General features: G+C 63.1%; 15 protein-coding genes. 12 read left to right on the top strand and 3 right to left on the bottom strand.

Annotated features, from left to right (window positions below):
* Nucleotide 1: 1 nt before the first annotated feature.
* From MESS2_RS23920 to MESS2_RS23900, 5 genes are read left to right on the top strand one after another with little or no spacing between them, the layout of a single operon-like run.
* Nucleotides 2-1105 (top strand): phosphotriesterase family protein, encoded by a 1104-nt coding sequence (locus MESS2_RS23920; RefSeq protein ID WP_008877091.1) that lies wholly within the window; start codon nucleotides 2-4, stop codon nucleotides 1103-1105.
* 31 nt (nucleotides 1106-1136) lie between these two features.
* Entirely contained in the window at nucleotides 1137-1907 is a 771-nt protein-coding gene (locus MESS2_RS23915; protein ID WP_008877090.1) for a glutamine amidotransferase, read from the top strand.
* Nucleotides 1908-1909: 2 nt separating this feature from the next.
* Nucleotides 1910-2821 carry a ribokinase gene (locus MESS2_RS23910; protein WP_008877089.1) on the top strand — a complete coding sequence of 304 codons (912 nt, stop codon included), beginning with the start codon at nucleotides 1910-1912 and terminating at the stop codon, nucleotides 2819-2821.
* Nucleotides 2818-3690 carry a BtpA/SgcQ family protein gene (locus tag MESS2_RS23905; protein ID WP_008877088.1) on the top strand — a complete coding sequence of 291 codons (873 nt, stop codon included), beginning with the start codon at nucleotides 2818-2820 and terminating at the stop codon, nucleotides 3688-3690. Before MESS2_RS23910 ends, MESS2_RS23905 begins: the two co-directional genes overlap by 4 nt.
* A complete protein-coding gene (locus MESS2_RS23900) occupies nucleotides 3687-4937 on the top strand; it encodes a Zn-dependent hydrolase (protein ID WP_008877087.1) in 1251 nt (416 codons plus the stop codon). The genes MESS2_RS23905 and MESS2_RS23900 overlap by 4 nt, the downstream gene beginning before the upstream one ends.
* Here the strand turns inward: MESS2_RS23900 and MESS2_RS23895 are convergent.
* Nucleotides 4934-5353, bottom strand: coding sequence for a VOC family protein (locus tag MESS2_RS23895; protein ID WP_008877086.1), 420 nt, complete (start codon nucleotides 5351-5353; stop codon nucleotides 4934-4936). The genes MESS2_RS23900 and MESS2_RS23895 overlap by 4 nt on opposite strands.
* Nucleotides 5354-6116: 763 nt before the next feature.
* On the opposite strand from MESS2_RS23895, the gene MESS2_RS23890 reads away from it, so the two are divergent.
* The 5 genes from MESS2_RS23890 to MESS2_RS33560 all read left to right on the top strand — a co-directional run bounded on the left by MESS2_RS23890 (nucleotide 6117) and on the right by MESS2_RS33560 (nucleotide 11791).
* Nucleotides 6117-7319 carry an acyltransferase family protein gene (locus MESS2_RS23890; protein WP_008877084.1) on the top strand — a complete coding sequence of 401 codons (1203 nt, stop codon included), beginning with the start codon at nucleotides 6117-6119 and terminating at the stop codon, nucleotides 7317-7319.
* 1 nt (nucleotide 7320) lies between these two features.
* The gene (locus tag MESS2_RS23885) at nucleotides 7321-8424 is read left to right on the top strand and encodes a glycosyltransferase family 2 protein (protein ID WP_008877083.1); all 1104 of its coding nucleotides are present in this window, start codon (nucleotides 7321-7323) and stop codon (nucleotides 8422-8424) included.
* Between the two features lie 46 nt (nucleotides 8425-8470).
* Nucleotides 8471-9460 (top strand): glycosyltransferase family 2 protein, encoded by a 990-nt coding sequence (locus MESS2_RS23880; protein WP_051069162.1) that lies wholly within the window; start codon nucleotides 8471-8473, stop codon nucleotides 9458-9460.
* 9 nt (nucleotides 9461-9469) lie between these two features.
* A complete protein-coding gene (locus MESS2_RS23875) occupies nucleotides 9470-11281 on the top strand; it encodes an ABC transporter ATP-binding protein (protein WP_008877081.1) in 1812 nt (603 codons plus the stop codon).
* A 90-nt stretch (nucleotides 11282-11371) separates the two neighbouring features.
* Nucleotides 11372-11791, top strand: a complete 420-nt coding sequence (locus MESS2_RS33560) for a hypothetical protein (protein WP_244440070.1) — start codon at nucleotides 11372-11374, stop codon at nucleotides 11789-11791.
* A 51-nt stretch (nucleotides 11792-11842) separates the two neighbouring features.
* On the opposite strand, the gene MESS2_RS23865 is transcribed toward MESS2_RS33560, so the two are convergent.
* Complete coding sequence (locus MESS2_RS23865) at nucleotides 11843-12808, bottom strand: VOC family protein (protein WP_244440069.1); 966 nt, start codon at nucleotides 12806-12808, stop codon at nucleotides 11843-11845.
* Between the two features lie 151 nt (nucleotides 12809-12959).
* On the opposite strand from MESS2_RS23865, the gene MESS2_RS23860 reads away from it, so the two are divergent.
* Nucleotides 12960-13769: a class I SAM-dependent methyltransferase gene (locus tag MESS2_RS23860; RefSeq protein WP_008877078.1), complete on the top strand. Its 810-nt coding sequence runs from the start codon at nucleotides 12960-12962 to the stop codon at nucleotides 13767-13769.
* Nucleotides 13770-13901: 132 nt separating this feature from the next.
* A complete protein-coding gene (locus MESS2_RS23855; RefSeq protein WP_008877077.1) occupies nucleotides 13902-14210 on the top strand; it encodes a hypothetical protein in 309 nt (102 codons plus the stop codon).
* 43 nt (nucleotides 14211-14253) lie between these two features.
* Here MESS2_RS23855 and MESS2_RS23850 read toward each other — a convergent pair whose 3' ends face one another.
* The gene (locus tag MESS2_RS23850; RefSeq protein WP_008877076.1) at nucleotides 14254-14886 is read right to left on the bottom strand and encodes a Vgb family protein; all 633 of its coding nucleotides are present in this window, start codon (nucleotides 14884-14886) and stop codon (nucleotides 14254-14256) included.
* Nucleotides 14887-14900: the final 14 nt, after the last annotated feature.

Genomic DNA, 14900 nt, shown 5'->3' with positions numbered 1-14900 from the left:
CATGGATCATCTGTTCGACGACAAGCCAAGCAAAGACAAGCCAAGGGAACGCGCGCCGATAGGTGTTCGCTCCGGCACCGTGATGACCGTTGCCGGCCCGGTTGCGATCGCCGATATGGGCGTGACGCTGATGCACGAGCATATCCTGCTCGACGGCGCGACATCGTGGAAATGCCCCTGCCATCCCGACGAGAAGAAGATCGCCGAGCAACCGGTCAGCATGGAGATCATCGGCGAGTTGCGGATGAACCCCTACATGAACCGTGACAACGTCTCGCTCGACGACAGCGACCTGGCGCTTTCGGAACTGGCGAAATACCGGGCGCTCGGCGGCCACACCGTGATCGATGCGACCAATATCGGCATTGGCCGCGATCCGGTGAAGCTGGCGCGCATCGCCCGCGCCTCGGGGCTGCGGATCGTCATGGGGACAGGCTTTTACCTGCAGCACACCCACCCCGACTGGCTGAAGGCGATGGACGTCGACGACGTCACCGAATTCCTGGTCAACGATGTCGGCGGCGGGACGACGCAGCCCGACATCATGGCCGGCATCATCGGCGAGGTTGGCGTCAGCAAGGATTTCACCGACGAAGAGCGCAAGTCGCTGCGTGCTTCGGCCCGTGCCGCCAAAATCACCGGCGTGCCGCTGACCATCCATCTGCCCGGCTGGGAACGGCTGGCGCATGACGTGCTCGACGTGGTCGAGGCGGAAGGCGCCGATCTCAGGCATACGGTGCTGTGCCATATGAATCCGAGCCACAACGATCTCACCTATCAGAAAAGCCTCGCCGCGCGTGGCGCCTTCCTGGAATACGACATGATCGGCATGGATTTCTATTATGCCGACCAGGATGCGCAATCGCCTTCCGACGAACAGAATGCGCAGGCCATCCGCTCGCTCATCGACATGGGCCTGATCGACCGGATTCTGCTGTCGCAGGACGTCTTTCTGAAGATCATGCTGACGCGCTTTGGCGGCTTCGGATACGGCTTCATTCTCAAGCATTTCGTGCCGAGATTAAAGCGCCACGGCGTCGAGCAGTCGGCAATCGACCGCATGCTCGTCGACAATCCAAAGACCGTGTTCGCCGCGAGCCTCTAAGCCGCGGATCAGTTCGACATAGGGAGTAAACATGTCCAGGAAGAAGGTTCTTCTCGCAGGCGAGTCCTGGGTCTCGACCGCGACCCATATCAAGGGCTTCGACCAGTTTCCGACCGTGACCTATCACACCGGCGCCGACGAACTGCTGGCCGCGCTGAAGGATGGTCCGTTCGACGTCACCTTCATGCCGGCGCATGAGGCGCAGCGGAATTTTCCGCAGACCATGGAAGCGCTTTCGGCCTATGACGCGGTCGTGCTTTCCGATGTTGGCGCCAACACGCTGCTGCTTCACCCCGACACCTGGATCCATTCCAAACCGACGCCGAACCGGCTGCGCCTGTTGCGCGACTATGTCGGCGATGGAGGCGGCCTGTTGATGTTCGGCGGCTACTACAGCTTCCAGGGCATCAATGGCGGCGCGCGTTATCACAAGACGCCGGTCGAGGAGGTTCTGCCTGTCTCCTGTCTGCCGGTGGACGACCGCGTCGAGGTTCCGGAGGGCTATGCGCCGGTCGTCGTCGGCCCGCAGAGCCATCCGATCCTCAAGGGCCTGGGCAAGGATTGGCCGATCCTGCTCGGCTTCAACGAGGTTACGGTCAAGGACGGTGCGGACGTTCTCGCCACCGTATCTTCCGACTACCGTTCCCTGCCGCTGCTGGTGACCGGCAAATATGGCAAGGGCCGCACCGTCGCCTGGACCTCGGATGTCGGCCCGCACTGGCTGCCGCCTGGCTTCGTCGCCTGGAGCGGCTACAAGACGCTCTTCGAACAGATGCTGGGCTGGGCAACAGCCAAGGACTAGCCATGCGCGTCCATGTCATCGGCAATGTCTGCGTCGATACGACGTTTCGGCTGGACCGCTTTCCGGCGGCGGGAGAGACGCTGAACGCGTCGGAATATTCCGACGGACTTGGCGGCAAAGGTGCGAACCAGGCGGTGGCCGCGGCACGCACCGGGGCTGATGTCCGTTTCCGTGCGGCGATCGGCAATGATGCGGCCGGCGCTTGGATTAGGGAGCAGTTGAGCCGCGATCTCGATGTCCGTCATCTGACGACGCTGCCGCTGCCCAGCGACCGTTCGACAATCATGGTCGATGCGCGCGGCGAGAACCTCGTCGTCACCGGCGCCAGTTGCGCCACCGCCTTCGACCCCTTGGCCGACAGTGGCTTCGTGCGCTCGATCGAACGCTCGGACATCATGGTGATGCAGGGCAACCTTCGCCCCGATGCGACGACGGCCTGTCTGCGCGCGGCGCGCGCGGCGGGAGCCTTGGCGATCTTCAATCCCAGCCCGCTCGCAGCCGGCCGTGCACCAGATTTGCGCGCCGTCGGCGTCGTTGTCGCCAATGCGGGTGAGGCGGCGCAACTGACCGGCGCCAGCGATCCCGCGGCCGCGGTCCGCGAATTGATCCGTCAAGGTGCCGGCGCCGCGGTCGTGACGCTTGGGGCGGATGGCTGCCTGGTTGCCGACAGCAAGGGACCGATCGAAAAGATCGCAGCGCCCAAGGTGGCCGTGGTCGACACCAGCGGTGCCGGTGATGTCTTTTGCGGCTGCCTCGCCGGCTGCCTTGCAGCTGGAATCGACCTCGCCGCCGCGGCTCGGATCGCGGTACGTGCCGCCAGCATTTCGGTTGGGCGCACCGGCACGCTCGAGTCCTGCCCAGACGGGCACGAGATGAAAATGCTCATGGAAACGACAGAAGCGGAAACGGCATGACAAAGTCACCCAAATCCATCGGCTCCAAACCGGTTGGCCCCAAACCGATCGCTCAAGTTGCCGATGGCGCGTTGCAGTCGATCTTCGGCAGGAACAAGGTGGTGATCGGCGTCGTTCATCTCGCACCCCTGCCGGGCGCGCCGCGTTACAGTGGCGAGGCGGTCGAGGCCATCTATCAACGCGGCCTCGACGACGCGAAAGCCTATCTGCATGGTGGTTGCGATGGCGTGATCGTCGAGAACCATGGCGACGTGCCGTTTGCCAAGCCGGACGATATCGGGCCGGAAACCTCCGCCCATATGTCCGTCGTTTCCGACCGCATCCGCAGGGAATTCGGGAGGCCGATTGGAATCAACGTGCTGGCCAATGCCTCCATCCCGGCGCTGTCGATCGCCAGCGCCTCGGGTGCTTCCTTCGTCCGTGTCAATCAATGGGCCAACGCCTATGTCGCCAATGAGGGCTTTATCGAAGGCGAAGCGGCGCGTGCCATGCGCTTCCGCGCCAGGCTTCGGGCCAATGGCATCCGCATCTTCGCCGATGCCCATGTCAAGCATGGCGCACATGCGATCGTCGGCGACCGGCCGGTCGAGGAACAGGTCAAGGATCTGGTGTTCTTCGATGCCGATGCGGTGATCGCCACCGGCCAGCGCACCGGCCACGCTGCCGACCTCGGCTATATCAGGATGATCAAGGAAGCGGCCGGATTGCCGACGCTTGTCGGCAGCGGTGTGACGGCCGACAATGCCAACGACATTCTCGACATCGTCGACGGCGTGATTGTCGCCAGCTCGCTCAAATATGACGGGGTCTGGTGGAACCAGGTTGAACCACAGCGGGTGAACGCCTTCATCCGCGGCCTCAAGCGATGACTTTGCAGCCGGAAATCGACGGCGAGAGATTGCTCAGGCGGCTCGATGCGTTCGCCCGGATCGGCGCGACGCCGGCCGGGGGCGTCAATCGGCAGGCGTTGAGCGTCGAGGATCGCAGCGCCCGGCGTCTGCTGGCGGAATTGGCGCTTGAGCGCGGCTTCACGGTTTTTCAGGACGGCCTGGCGAACCTCTTCATCCGAAGAGAGGGCTCGGATGCCGCCCTGCCGCCGCTGCTGATCGGCAGCCATCTTGACAGTCAGCCGACCGGAGGGCGCTTCGACGGAGCGCTCGGCACGCTTTCCGCCTTCGAAGCGCTCGAAGCCCTGGAGGACGCGAAGGCGCAGACCCGAATGCCGGTCGAGGTCGTCGCCTGGACCAATGAAGAGGGCAGCCGCTTCGCGCCAGGCGTCATGGGCTCGATGGCATTCGCCGGTGCCGATACCGCTGCATGGAAATTGATTGTCGGCAGCGACGGCGCGTCTCTCGCGGAAGAACTCGATGCGACGATCGCGGCATTGCCGGAGGCGGCCCAGCGGCCGATCGGCATGCCGATATCGGGCTACATCGAACTCCATATCGAACAGGGACCGTCGCTGGAAAAGGAGCGGATGCCGATCGGCGTCGTCACGGCCGTCCAGGGTACGCGCTGGCTGGAAGTCTGCATTCAGGGGTCTGCCGGTCACGCCGGCACGACCGGCCTTGCATACCGTAGGGATCCGATGGTTGCCGCCGTTGCGGCGATGCACAGGCTGCAGGCAGCGATCATGCCGCTCGATGCCGACGCACGGCTGACAGTGGGCCGGATCGCAGCCCAGCCAGGGTCGATAAACGCGATACCGCAATCGGTGATCTTCACCGTCGACCTGCGGCATCCGCAACCGGAGCGGCTCGACGCCATTGAGGCCGAGGTGCGCCAGGTCTGCCGGGCGGAGGCCGAGGCCCGGAACTGCACGGCAGCGATCGCGCGATCGTTCGATATGCCCGGGGCAGCATTTTCGCCGGATATGATCGACGTCGTCGAAGAAGCCGTCAATTCTCTGCGGCTGCCGCACAAGCGGATGATATCGGGCGCTTTCCATGACGCGCTGTTCATTGCCCGCGTGGCGCCGGCTGCAATGATCTTCGTGCCGTGCCGCGACGGGCTCAGCCATAATGAGGCCGAATATGTCGAGCCTGCTCATGCAATCACCGGTGCGCGGGTCCTGCTGCAGGCAGCCATCGTGGCGGCGTCTGCGAAAAACAATTAAAACGAGATTTTCACGGAAGCGGCGCTGCGCGTTGCCGGCCCGTGATAGACCGCTTCGATGTTGTTGCCGTCGGGATCGAGCAGGAAGGCGGCGTAGTAGCCGGGGTGGTAGGGCCGCTCGCCCGGCGCGCCATTGTCCTGGCCGCCGCCGTCGAGCCCGGCACTGTAGAAGGCATCGACCATGGCGCGGTCCCTGGCCTGGAAGGCCAGGTGATGACGCCCGGTCAGCTTGCCCAGAGCCGCTCGGCTGTCGGCGCTCGAGACGAACAGTTCGTCGGCCCAGAAATAATCCTCGGCGCTGCCACCGATCGGAATGTCGAGCACCTTGAGAACTGACTCGTAGAAACGGCGACTCGCTGGGAGATCCCTGACCACCAGCTGGAGGTGGTCGATGAGACGGCCGCGATGAAGTTCCATGACTGATGCCTTCCTGGTCGCAAAGGTTGGTATCTAGCTTCGGACGATGCACCGTCAATGCAACGAGGCAATTTGAGGGATACGCTTTAGGTCTTGTTTTTGTGCATGTCGTTATCCCAAACCGCTGCCCACTTTTGGGCGACCTGCACTGGATAAAAAAAGCAACCGGATTGTCGGATTTCACGCAGCGACATCGTCCTTCGGACGCAAGCGGTGTGACGAAGCTCGAAAGAAGTCTCGCCGTGTCGCCATCGCTTTTCCTCCCTTGCCACGCAGGGAACTGCAAGCGGCCTAGAGTAATTGGGATGCCTTGAATTGGGCGTCCCACTCTATCCATCTGTTATGCAGAAACCAGTTTTTTGTCCTGATCAGCAACCGGCGTGCTGCACCGCAGCACGCTCGCATCTATAGCGAGCAGGCGAGGTTTGGACGAAAGCCTATCGAAAACCGTGCAAATTGAGCAGTTTTCTGCTTTTTGCGGACCGCGCCTCACGCGACTGTTTCAACGGCGTTAACATTTTGTGTTGCGGTGCACCATGGTTCTCCTATTCTCGCCTTTGGGGGCATGACTTGCGGGAAGAGGGATTTCCTCTCGCCTGGAGGTCTGGTCGCCTGGAGGTCTGGTGAAGCGTTGTGTTGACGCAGTCCGCAATTTGGCCCGCCGTCTGGCAGGCCTCCTGACAGGGGACGGCGGAGAGCCATTTGATCGCTCCGCTCAAGCCAATTGGCGATTTCGGGGATATCCCGCCGGTGAGCGCGGCTGATGGGACGCGATCCGCAACTGGACGCGCTGCGGGCCATCGCCGTGACGATGGTGATGTATTCCCATTTCTTCGCGGCGGGAGGGTCTTCCTTCTGGGGTCATATCGGCGTGCGACTGTTCTTCGTGCTGAGCGGCTTTCTGATCACGCGCCTTCTACTGGAGGCTCGCGCGGCCGCCGAGTTCGAAGCCTCACCCGCGCTGAAGTCCTTCTATGTCAGGCGGGCGCTGCGGATATTCCCTCCCTATTTTGCGGTGCTGGGTTTCGTTTGGCTGGTTGACCTGGAGCAATCCAGGGGATCGCTGGCCTGGCACGCGCTTTATCTGTCGAATTTCTGGTTCGCACTACGCAATGAATGGACGCCTTGGGTGCTTGCCCATCTTTGGAGCCTGAGCATCGAGGAGCAGTTCTATATCGTCTGGCCATTGATTGTCCTGCTGGCGCCACGCCGGCGCCTCGGGTCGATCTGCATCGGCGTCATCCTGTTGTCGCTGTCCTATCGCTTCTACTGGCCGGTCACGGGCGCTCCCAGCCTTGCGCGCGATCTGCTGCCGCCGGCATCGATGGACGCGCTGGCAGCCGGTGCGCTGCTTGCCGTCCACCGAACCGGAACCGCTCAATTGCCGCGGTGGCTGCGACTTGGCTGGCCGGCGTTCGCGGCCGCGTTCTTTGTCCTGCAGTGGTTTATCCCGACGCCGGCAAATTCCGTGCAGGAATGGGGCCGCTGGCTGCTGCTGGAAGTCCTTCCGCTCGCACCGCTTGTGGCGGTCGTCGCGAGCTGTTCGCCGGGCCTCGGCGGTTACCGCGGGAGGCTCGCCGAACTGCCGCCGCTGCTGGCCCTTGGCCGCGTCAGCTATGGCGTCTATCTCTACCATCCCGTCGTCCTGTCTCTTGCCGTCAAGTCCCAACCCTGGATCCCTGTCAACGTCTCGGAGCAAGGGCCGGGGCGGTTTCTGGTGGCAGGAACGGCGACCGTCATCGTCGCTTCAGTCTCGTGGCTGCTTTTCGAAAGACCGCTCAACAGCCTCAAGCGCTACTTTCCCTATGTCGCTCCGGGAGCCGGCGCCGCCGTCCGGGCCAGCGGCGGCAGCAGCGATGCCGGATGGCTCGCGGCAGGAGCGTATCCCCCGATATCGCCCCGTATATCGCTTGACGGCCGCAAATCGGCCTTGGCACGCGATCTCCAACGAACGGATCGGAACTGACATGGCTGCTCCCTTGGTGTCCGTTCTGCTGCCCATCTACAATGCCGGACCTTATCTGGCCGCCGCGCTCGGCAGCATCCTGCGGCAGGACTATGATCGCCTGGAGATCATCGCGATCGATGACGGCTCGACGGACAATTCGCTGCAGATCCTGCAGAATTACCGCAAATCTGACGATCGCATCTCCATCATCTCACGAGAAAACCGCGGCCTCATCGCAACCCTGAATGAAGGGTTGGCGGCGGCGCGGGGCGAACTGGTTGCCCGGATGGACGCCGACGATGTCGCCTATCCCTGCCGCCTGTCGCGCCAGGTGGACGTCTTCAAGCAGCAGCCCGACCTCGCTCTGTGCGGCGCGGGTGTCGATTTCCTGCTCGGCAACCGAATCGTCAAAGGCCTGCCCGACCCGGTATTCGAGGGCAATCTGCTGCGCATATTGTCGATGTTCTTTACGATATTCATGCACCCGACGGTGGTATACAACAGAAATATCATAAATGACGATATTCTATATTATGATGAAAACTACAAGCATGCTGAAGATTTCGATCTCTTCAGGCGGCTTGCCGACCGGTACCCGGCGACCATGATCCCCGAAAACCTGATCGCCTATCGCATCCACGGCGACAGCGTGACCAATCGGCACAAGCAGGAAATGCGAAGGACGCATTTGAAGATCGTGGCCGAGAATCTCGAGCGGGAAGGTCTCGCGCAAAGGACGCGAGAGTTGCGCGACATCGGCGATGCCGTCTCGACGGAGACGGTGCGCCGGGCCGCCGGGTGGCTTCTGGCGCTGGAAGAGAGGATTTCGCGACTGCCGGCGGAAACGCGGCCAAGCTTCGAGGCCGGCACGTTGAACCTGTTCTACTTCCTTTACCAACTCATATCAGGGGAAAGGCAACCGCTGTTGACGCATGAATTTTTGACGCGGACTGCAAAATGGGACCTCATTCGGCGCCGCGAGCGATATGTGTTGCGTGCCGGCGCCCATGCGCCGTGGCTCGGCCTTGTCTCGATGTCGGCCACCAGGCAGGTGGATGCCTGGTCGCGATATCTGCGGTCCGTGCCGGCCGCGACGGTTCTGTCTTCCGGTCGGCCGACCTAGGATGGCTGCCAAACCCGACCACCTTCCCCAACGCAACCGCTCGACGATGCTTGCGCCCGTCCTGGCAGATCCCCGGTCGCAGAATGGACCGGCGCCAGCGGTCAGCTTCATTGTCTGTACACGCAACCGCGTTACCGTGCTCGAACCTTGTATCAAGTCGATCCAGGCCGCGTGCCGCCGTCATGCCGCCTTCGCGGCCGAACTCGTGGTTGTCGACAATGGCTCGACCGACCGTACGGCGGAGTGGCTGGCCAGCATCGCCGACATGTCCGACGTCCCGTTCACGACCGTTTGCGAGCCACGCCGCGGATTGGCGGCTGCCCGCAACGCCGGGTTGGAGCGTGCGCGCGGCCGTGTGCTGGTGTTCGTCGACGACGATTGCGAAATCGACAGCGACTATCTCAGCGATTTGCAGCGACACTACGCGGCTGGAGAAAGGGTCATCCGGGGAGGCCGCGTCGAGCTCGGCGATGCCAGGGATTTGCCGTTCACCATCAAGCGGGCGCGGGTCCGCCAGCGGCTTACCCCCGATGTTCCCCCCGGTGGCTTTGTGCTGGGCTGCAACATGACGATGCACCGCGATGTCGCGGCCCGCATCGGGCATTTCGACGAGCGGTTCGGCGCGGGCGGCCCGCTGCGCTCAGCGGAGGATACGGATTATCTTGTGCGCGCAGTCCTGCTTGGCATCCCGGTCGAATATGTGCCCGACATGACGGTGTTCCATCATCATGGCCGGCGTGACCGCAAGGCCATCGAAAAGCTCCACCGGGACTACAGCCTGGGCAATGGCGGGCTTTGCCTGAAACATGTTCGCCGCGCGCCCTGGCTGCTTCGCCATTTCTACTGGGCCGCAAGGGGCGCGTTCCGGGAATTGGCGAATGGTCCCCGGTTCGACCGCGAACTCAGGCTGTCGCACTGGCCGATTGTCGTCATGAATGTGCTCGGCGCGGCCAAATTCGCCATTCTTTGGGCGGCGAGGCGGCCGGAGGCGCCGCAAGTGCGGCTGGGTCAGCAAGCAAATGCCGAGGCAAGGTGATATGCCACAATGCGACTGATGCCGCCAAGCCTGCCGATGCTGCGCCGCGCGCTTGGAAAGAGGCAGTTGCGCCTCCTTCCCGCCGTGGTGGTGCTTGGTCTTGCCAGCGCGGCCCTCGAAGGGTTCGGCATAGGCTTGATCATCCCTTTGCTGGGCATCATCATGGGACAGCAGGATCAAGCCGGAATGGCCGGCTTCTCCGCCGTCTTCCAGCACGTCGGATCTGACTTGAGCGAGCGCGACCGGCTGATCGTCATTTCGCTCGCCATCCTCGGCTCGATCGTCCTGAAGAACATTCTCGCCTTCGCCAACACGCTGCTGACGACCTTCATCCATGGCAAAGCAAGTCATTCGATCCGCAGTGCGCTTTCGGAGCAACTCCTGAAGGTGGGTTACCCATTCTTCCTGCAGCAAAGTCCTGGCCGGCTGCTCAACATCATCTCCAACGAATCCTGGCGGGCATCGGATGCGATCCAGATCATGCTGGCGGCAATCGTCAACGCATCGGCGGCAATCATCCTGCTGGCTTTTCTGCTGCTGCTTTCGTGGCAGATGACATTGCTGGTCACCTTGGGGCTGGCGCTGGTGCAGATCGCGCACGCCATGCTGTCGGCCAATTTGAAAGCGCCTAGCCGCAGCGTCGCCTCCCGCAACAGCGCCCTCGCCTCGCAGATGCTCCATCTCGTGCATGCCGGACGGCTGATCCGCATTTTCGGACAGGAGGAGCGCGAGAAAGCGGTATTCGACCAGGCATCCGACTCGGTTCGCCGGGCTGGTTTTGTCCTGCTTACCCGCCAGGGGGCGTTGCCGCCGCTAACCGAGGTTCTGCACGCGATGCTCTTTCTGGCGGTGGTGATCAGCGCCTGGTTCGCGGATATGAACTTCCCGCTGATCGTCGCGTTCGTCATACTGCTCTACAGGCTGCAGCCCTATATGCGGGCCCTGCAAATGGCCTGGAGCCAGCTGCAAGGCCTGAGCGGATCGCTTGAAGAGGTTCAATGGATGCTGGATCCGTCCGATAAGCCCGAGCCTCCGCAAGGGAGCGGACCGTTCCACTGCCTGCATCAGGGGATCAGCTTCGACGACGTGACGTTTACCTATTCTGGCACCTATTCCGACACCCATTCTGGCGCGGACCAGCGCGCGGCGGTGCTGCATGCGGCGACGTTCGACATTCGCAGCGGCCGCTCGACGGCGCTGATCGGTCGCTCGGGCGCCGGCAAGACGACGATCGTCAATCTCCTGTGCCGCTTCGTCGAGCCGGACGCCGGCAGAATTCTCGTGGACGGATCGCCGCTGAACCAGATCGATCCCAGCCAATGGAGGAAGCACATTGCATTGGCCAGCCAGGAGCTGGAACTGGTGGATGGCAGCATTTTTGAAAACATAATCTATGGGCAGGAGACGGCCTCGGCCGCCGATGCCGAGCGCGCCGCAAGGCTGGCCGAAGCGCATGAGTTCATCGAACGTCTGCCGCAAGGCTACATGACGGTGGTTGGCTACAGGGGCGTCAACCTTTCAGCGGGACAGAGGCAGCGGATCGCACTGGCGAGAGCACTGGTGCGCGATCCCGATATCCTCATTCTGGACGAGGCCACCAACGCGGTGGACGGATTGTCGGAAGCGGCGATCGTCGAGACGCTGAAGTCGAGGGCCGGCCGCCGCACGACCATAGTCATCAGTCATCATCACAGCACGATCTCGTTCTGCGACGACGTGGTGATCCTCAGCCACGGGCGCGTGAAAAAGCAGGCGCCTTTCGCCGCGCTGGCGACGCTGAGCATGGACGAGCTTTACCTGCACGAGCCGGTCGACCGATAAGGATCTCGCCAGCGGCTTTATGTCGCTCCATGCGGTGCTGGCGCGTGAGTATTTCGGATCGCGCATCATCGCCATTGGCCATCGTCGAGCATGGCGGATGACGCCCCGAAGCGCCGTCCGCGCAAAACCCGCCCCGCTTTTCCGGGGCGGGTCTGTTGCCTGAGGCGGAACTCTACACATGGCCGCGACAATGATGGTCGCCGCGACTTGGTGAAGATCGGGTTAACCGGGCAATTTGAATCAAATCCGGCTGTGGATATTTGCTTTCGGGTAAAGCGGGTCGGCCATCCTTCGCGGACGGCGGGCAAAAAGGAGAAGCTAATGAAAAGCGACTTTGCCGCCGCACACCTCCACCTTGAACGAGCCTGTCATTACCTGCGCGGCGGCGACGAGACAAGCAGCGAGGTTTGTGCGGCTCTGGATCTGCTGATCGATGCAATTGTCGCAGCCCAGTACAAGCGTCCGCCCGGAGATGTGGTGGAATTTCCCAGAACTGCAAGGCAGCGATAGTCGGCGAGCTCGGGTTGCCGGAAGCCGCTTAGCGGACCGATGAGCCACCAATCAATCGCCTGCGGCCATCATCCGCAGGCGATTTCCTTCCGGATCGGAGACGTCCAGCGTCCGTTCCGTCTGCCTTGCGGGTACGTTGGCATGGCGCAGCCGCTGCGCGACGGCTGCCATATCCTCCTGGGAAGGAAGCACCGCCGTGAAATGCTCGAGGCCCGCCGAGCCGGGCGGAGGTTCCGTCAGTTCGGCGCCGGCCCAGATGTTGAATGCGACCATGTGCCGGCGTTCGTCGGTCCCGCAGTCAAACAGCCCGAACGATGTGGACTGAATGTGCGGCTTGAAACCAAGCACGCCCAGATAGAACGCCATCAGCGTTTCGGGTGAGCGTGCGCGCATATGGATATGGCCGATGAAGGCATCCGCCGCCAGCGGGGCTTCGATACCATCCGCAGTGTCGAGCTCGAGCAGCAGCCGGTCGAGGTCCAGCGGCTCAAGGCCCGAATGCGCGGAGCCGTCCCTGGCAAGAAGCGAGACGCTACCGTCCGCCGTCACCGTGCTGGATGCGAAGCGGTCAGGCGTATCGAAACAGATCTCGATGCCGTTGCCGGAAAGATCGGAGGCGTATAGGGATTCGGATACCAAGTGGTCCTGGGCGCCGTGCTTGACGCGGGCCGCCCCAAGCCGCGCGGCGACACGGGCCAATTCCTTGCGCGTCGTCACGTGGACGGCGACATGAAAGAGATCGCGCGACTTTGGCGGCAGGGCAGTCGTCGCTCCGGCGTGCAGCACAATCAGAGACTTGCCGTCGACGCCGAGATCGGCCGTCCCGCCATCATTGGCGAGTACGGCGAGACCGATCACGTCACGCCAGAGCGGCAACGCAGCTGGAATATCGATGACACGCAGATGAACCGGGCCGAGACGGGTGGTGTTGGCCAGCAGATCTTCACTCTTCATCGAACACCGCCCGGACTGCAGCCTGAGAAGATTAACCGCGAACGATACAACTGTCTTGCGCAAAGTTCGGATTGACCGCTCGTGGGCGGAGAACCAGTCGAGGCATCCGAGCACGACCCGGGTTACACGTTCCTGGACCTCTGTTCCTGCGAGAGAGGCGGGCGTATTCTTGCTCCGGCCAATGGTCTGAAATTTATCTCGGAAGGAGATGGCGATGGCTGAGGCAGCGCGTCACGACGCCTGGCGGGCCGGGGATAGCTACGACCTCTACATGGGGCGATGGAGCCGTCAGATCGCTCCATTGTTCCTGGATTGGCTCGATCCGGCGGAGGGTCTGGACTGGCTGGAGGTGGGTTGCGGGACCGGAGCGCTTTCGGCAACCATCCTGGCGCGTTGCAACCCCAGGAGTCTGGTGTCGCTGGACCCGTCGGAGGGCTTTCTCGCCAAGGCGCGTGCCAACGTGGCGGATGAACGCGTTGCGTTTGTCGCAGGCGATGCGCAGGCCCTGTCCGTCGAATCCGGCAGCAAGGACATGGTCGTGTCGGCGCTCGTCCTCAACTTCATCCCGGACAAGGAAAAGGCACTCGCCGAAATGCGGCGGGTCGCCCGCAACGGAGCGACGGTTGGATTTTATGTATGGGACTATCCTGGCGGCGGCGTGGAATTCATGCGCGCCTTCTGGACAGCGGCGAAGGCGCTTGACCCCGCTGCCGCCGACCTTGCCGAGGACAGGCGCTTTCCATTCTGCACGCCCGACGGGTTGACCGATCTCGCAGGCAAGGCCGGCTTCGTTGCCGTCGACTGCACCAAGATCGAGATGCCGGCCGTGTTCAGGGATTTCGAGGACTATTGGCACCCTTTCACCCTGGGCGCGGGGCCGGCGCCCGGCTATTGCATGAGTCTCGCACCGGAAGCGCGCCAGCGATTGATGGAGAGGCTCCGCGACAGCCTGCCGCGCGGCGAGGACGGGTCCATTCCCATGAAAGCAAGAGCCTGGGCGGTCGGGGCCAAGATTGCCCGCTGACCGCGAGACCCCGTCGCGTCTGGCACCTTGGCCGGCACGATATCGCGCTTGAGTGCAAAGTTCGGGTTGACCGCTCCGGGACGCAAAGCGACTATCCATCCTGGTCGACGCGCAGGATGCAGGAGAAATGCAATGGACGAGCCCGATCGCTGGCGCCACATGACGAGTGCGCCAAGGGATGGCAGCCGGATCCTGGTCACGGTCAGGCCGTCCGAACAGGGGCCGGCGGAGGTCGATCTGGCCTACTGGTCGCGGGCCGATCAATTCGGCGCCGAGGGCTGGCGCGCCTCCGACTCCTCGCCCGGACGCGTGGTCGAATATGCCGAGCCGGAGCTGAAATGCTGGATGCCGCTGCCCAGAGCCAATCCGGGCCGAGCCTCCTCGATGCCGGCGCCGTGGGACGGCGAGGACGTGCCGCTGCTCGACGGGTCGGGAATTTGAGGCGAACGGGCAAGCTCACACAATAGGCGCGAGCCGCCGCGGCTCACCTTGGCCGACGCACCGCTCTCACCATGCCGCCGGGTCCGCTGCCGCAGAAGAAACAATCGCCGCCATCGGATTCGAGCCCCGACACGCCGGTGCCGGCCGGCATGTCCAGCCGCTGCAGAACTTCGCCGGTCCGCGGGTCGACCCGCCGCACATCGCTCTGGTCGCCCTCCCAGGTGCCGTGCCACAGTTCGCCATCGACCCATGTCACTCCGGTGACGAAGCGGTTGGACTGGATGGTGCGAAGAATCTCCCCTGTCTCGGGGTCGATCTGGTGGATCTTGCGGTCGCGGTTCTGCCCGACCCAGAGCGTGCCTTCGGCCCAGGTGAGCCCGGAATCGCCGCCGCCGCCAGGCGCCGGGATGGTGGCCAGCACCTGGCCGGTGTCGGGATCGATCTTCTGTATCCGGTCCTTGGCGAGCTGGAACAGGTGGCGGCCGTCATAGGCGGTGCCGGCATGCGCCGCGACATCGATCGAGCGCAACGTCTCACCGCTCGCCGGGTCGAAGGCGGTCAGCTTGTCGCCCGAGGCAAACCAGACTTTGTTCCCGTCAAAGCTCACCCCATGTACTCTCTCCACCCCCGGAAAGGGCCCGTATTCGCGCAGGATCTCGGCCGCTGACTGTTTCATGTCGCTATCCTCAC

Source organism: Mesorhizobium metallidurans STM 2683 (genome assembly GCF_000350085.1).
Lineage (GTDB): Bacteria > Pseudomonadota > Alphaproteobacteria > Rhizobiales > Rhizobiaceae > Mesorhizobium > Mesorhizobium metallidurans.
The sequence above is the reverse complement of the archived record's forward strand: the minus strand, read 5'-3'. Positions and strand labels throughout refer to the sequence as shown.

Bases quoted from the DNA above. Each gene is read 5' to 3' on its own strand.
- MESS2_RS23920 (WP_008877091.1), top strand. From the start codon at position 2: ATGGATCATCTGTTCGACGACAAGCCAAGCAAAGACAAGCCAAGGGAA.
- MESS2_RS23915 (WP_008877090.1), top strand. From the start codon at position 1,137: ATGTCCAGGAAGAAGGTTCTTCTCGCAGGCGAGTCCTGGGTCTCGACC.
- MESS2_RS23910 (WP_008877089.1), top strand. From the start codon at position 1,910: ATGCGCGTCCATGTCATCGGCAATGTCTGCGTCGATACGACGTTTCGG.
- MESS2_RS23905 (WP_008877088.1), top strand. From the start codon at position 2,818: ATGACAAAGTCACCCAAATCCATCGGCTCCAAACCGGTTGGCCCCAAA.
- MESS2_RS23900 (WP_008877087.1), top strand. From the start codon at position 3,687: ATGACTTTGCAGCCGGAAATCGACGGCGAGAGATTGCTCAGGCGGCTC.
- MESS2_RS23895 (WP_008877086.1), bottom strand. From the start codon at position 5,353: ATGGAACTTCATCGCGGCCGTCTCATCGACCACCTCCAGCTGGTGGTC.
- MESS2_RS23890 (WP_008877084.1), top strand. From the start codon at position 6,117: ATGGGACGCGATCCGCAACTGGACGCGCTGCGGGCCATCGCCGTGACG.
- MESS2_RS23885 (WP_008877083.1), top strand. From the start codon at position 7,321: ATGGCTGCTCCCTTGGTGTCCGTTCTGCTGCCCATCTACAATGCCGGA.
- MESS2_RS23880 (WP_051069162.1), top strand. From the start codon at position 8,471: ATGCTTGCGCCCGTCCTGGCAGATCCCCGGTCGCAGAATGGACCGGCG.
- MESS2_RS23875 (WP_008877081.1), top strand. From the start codon at position 9,470: ATGCGACTGATGCCGCCAAGCCTGCCGATGCTGCGCCGCGCGCTTGGA.
- MESS2_RS33560 (WP_244440070.1), top strand. From the start codon at position 11,372: ATGGCGGATGACGCCCCGAAGCGCCGTCCGCGCAAAACCCGCCCCGCT.
- MESS2_RS23860 (WP_008877078.1), top strand. From the start codon at position 12,960: ATGGCTGAGGCAGCGCGTCACGACGCCTGGCGGGCCGGGGATAGCTAC.
- MESS2_RS23855 (WP_008877077.1), top strand. From the start codon at position 13,902: ATGGACGAGCCCGATCGCTGGCGCCACATGACGAGTGCGCCAAGGGAT.
- MESS2_RS23850 (WP_008877076.1), bottom strand. From the start codon at position 14,886: ATGAAACAGTCAGCGGCCGAGATCCTGCGCGAATACGGGCCCTTTCCG.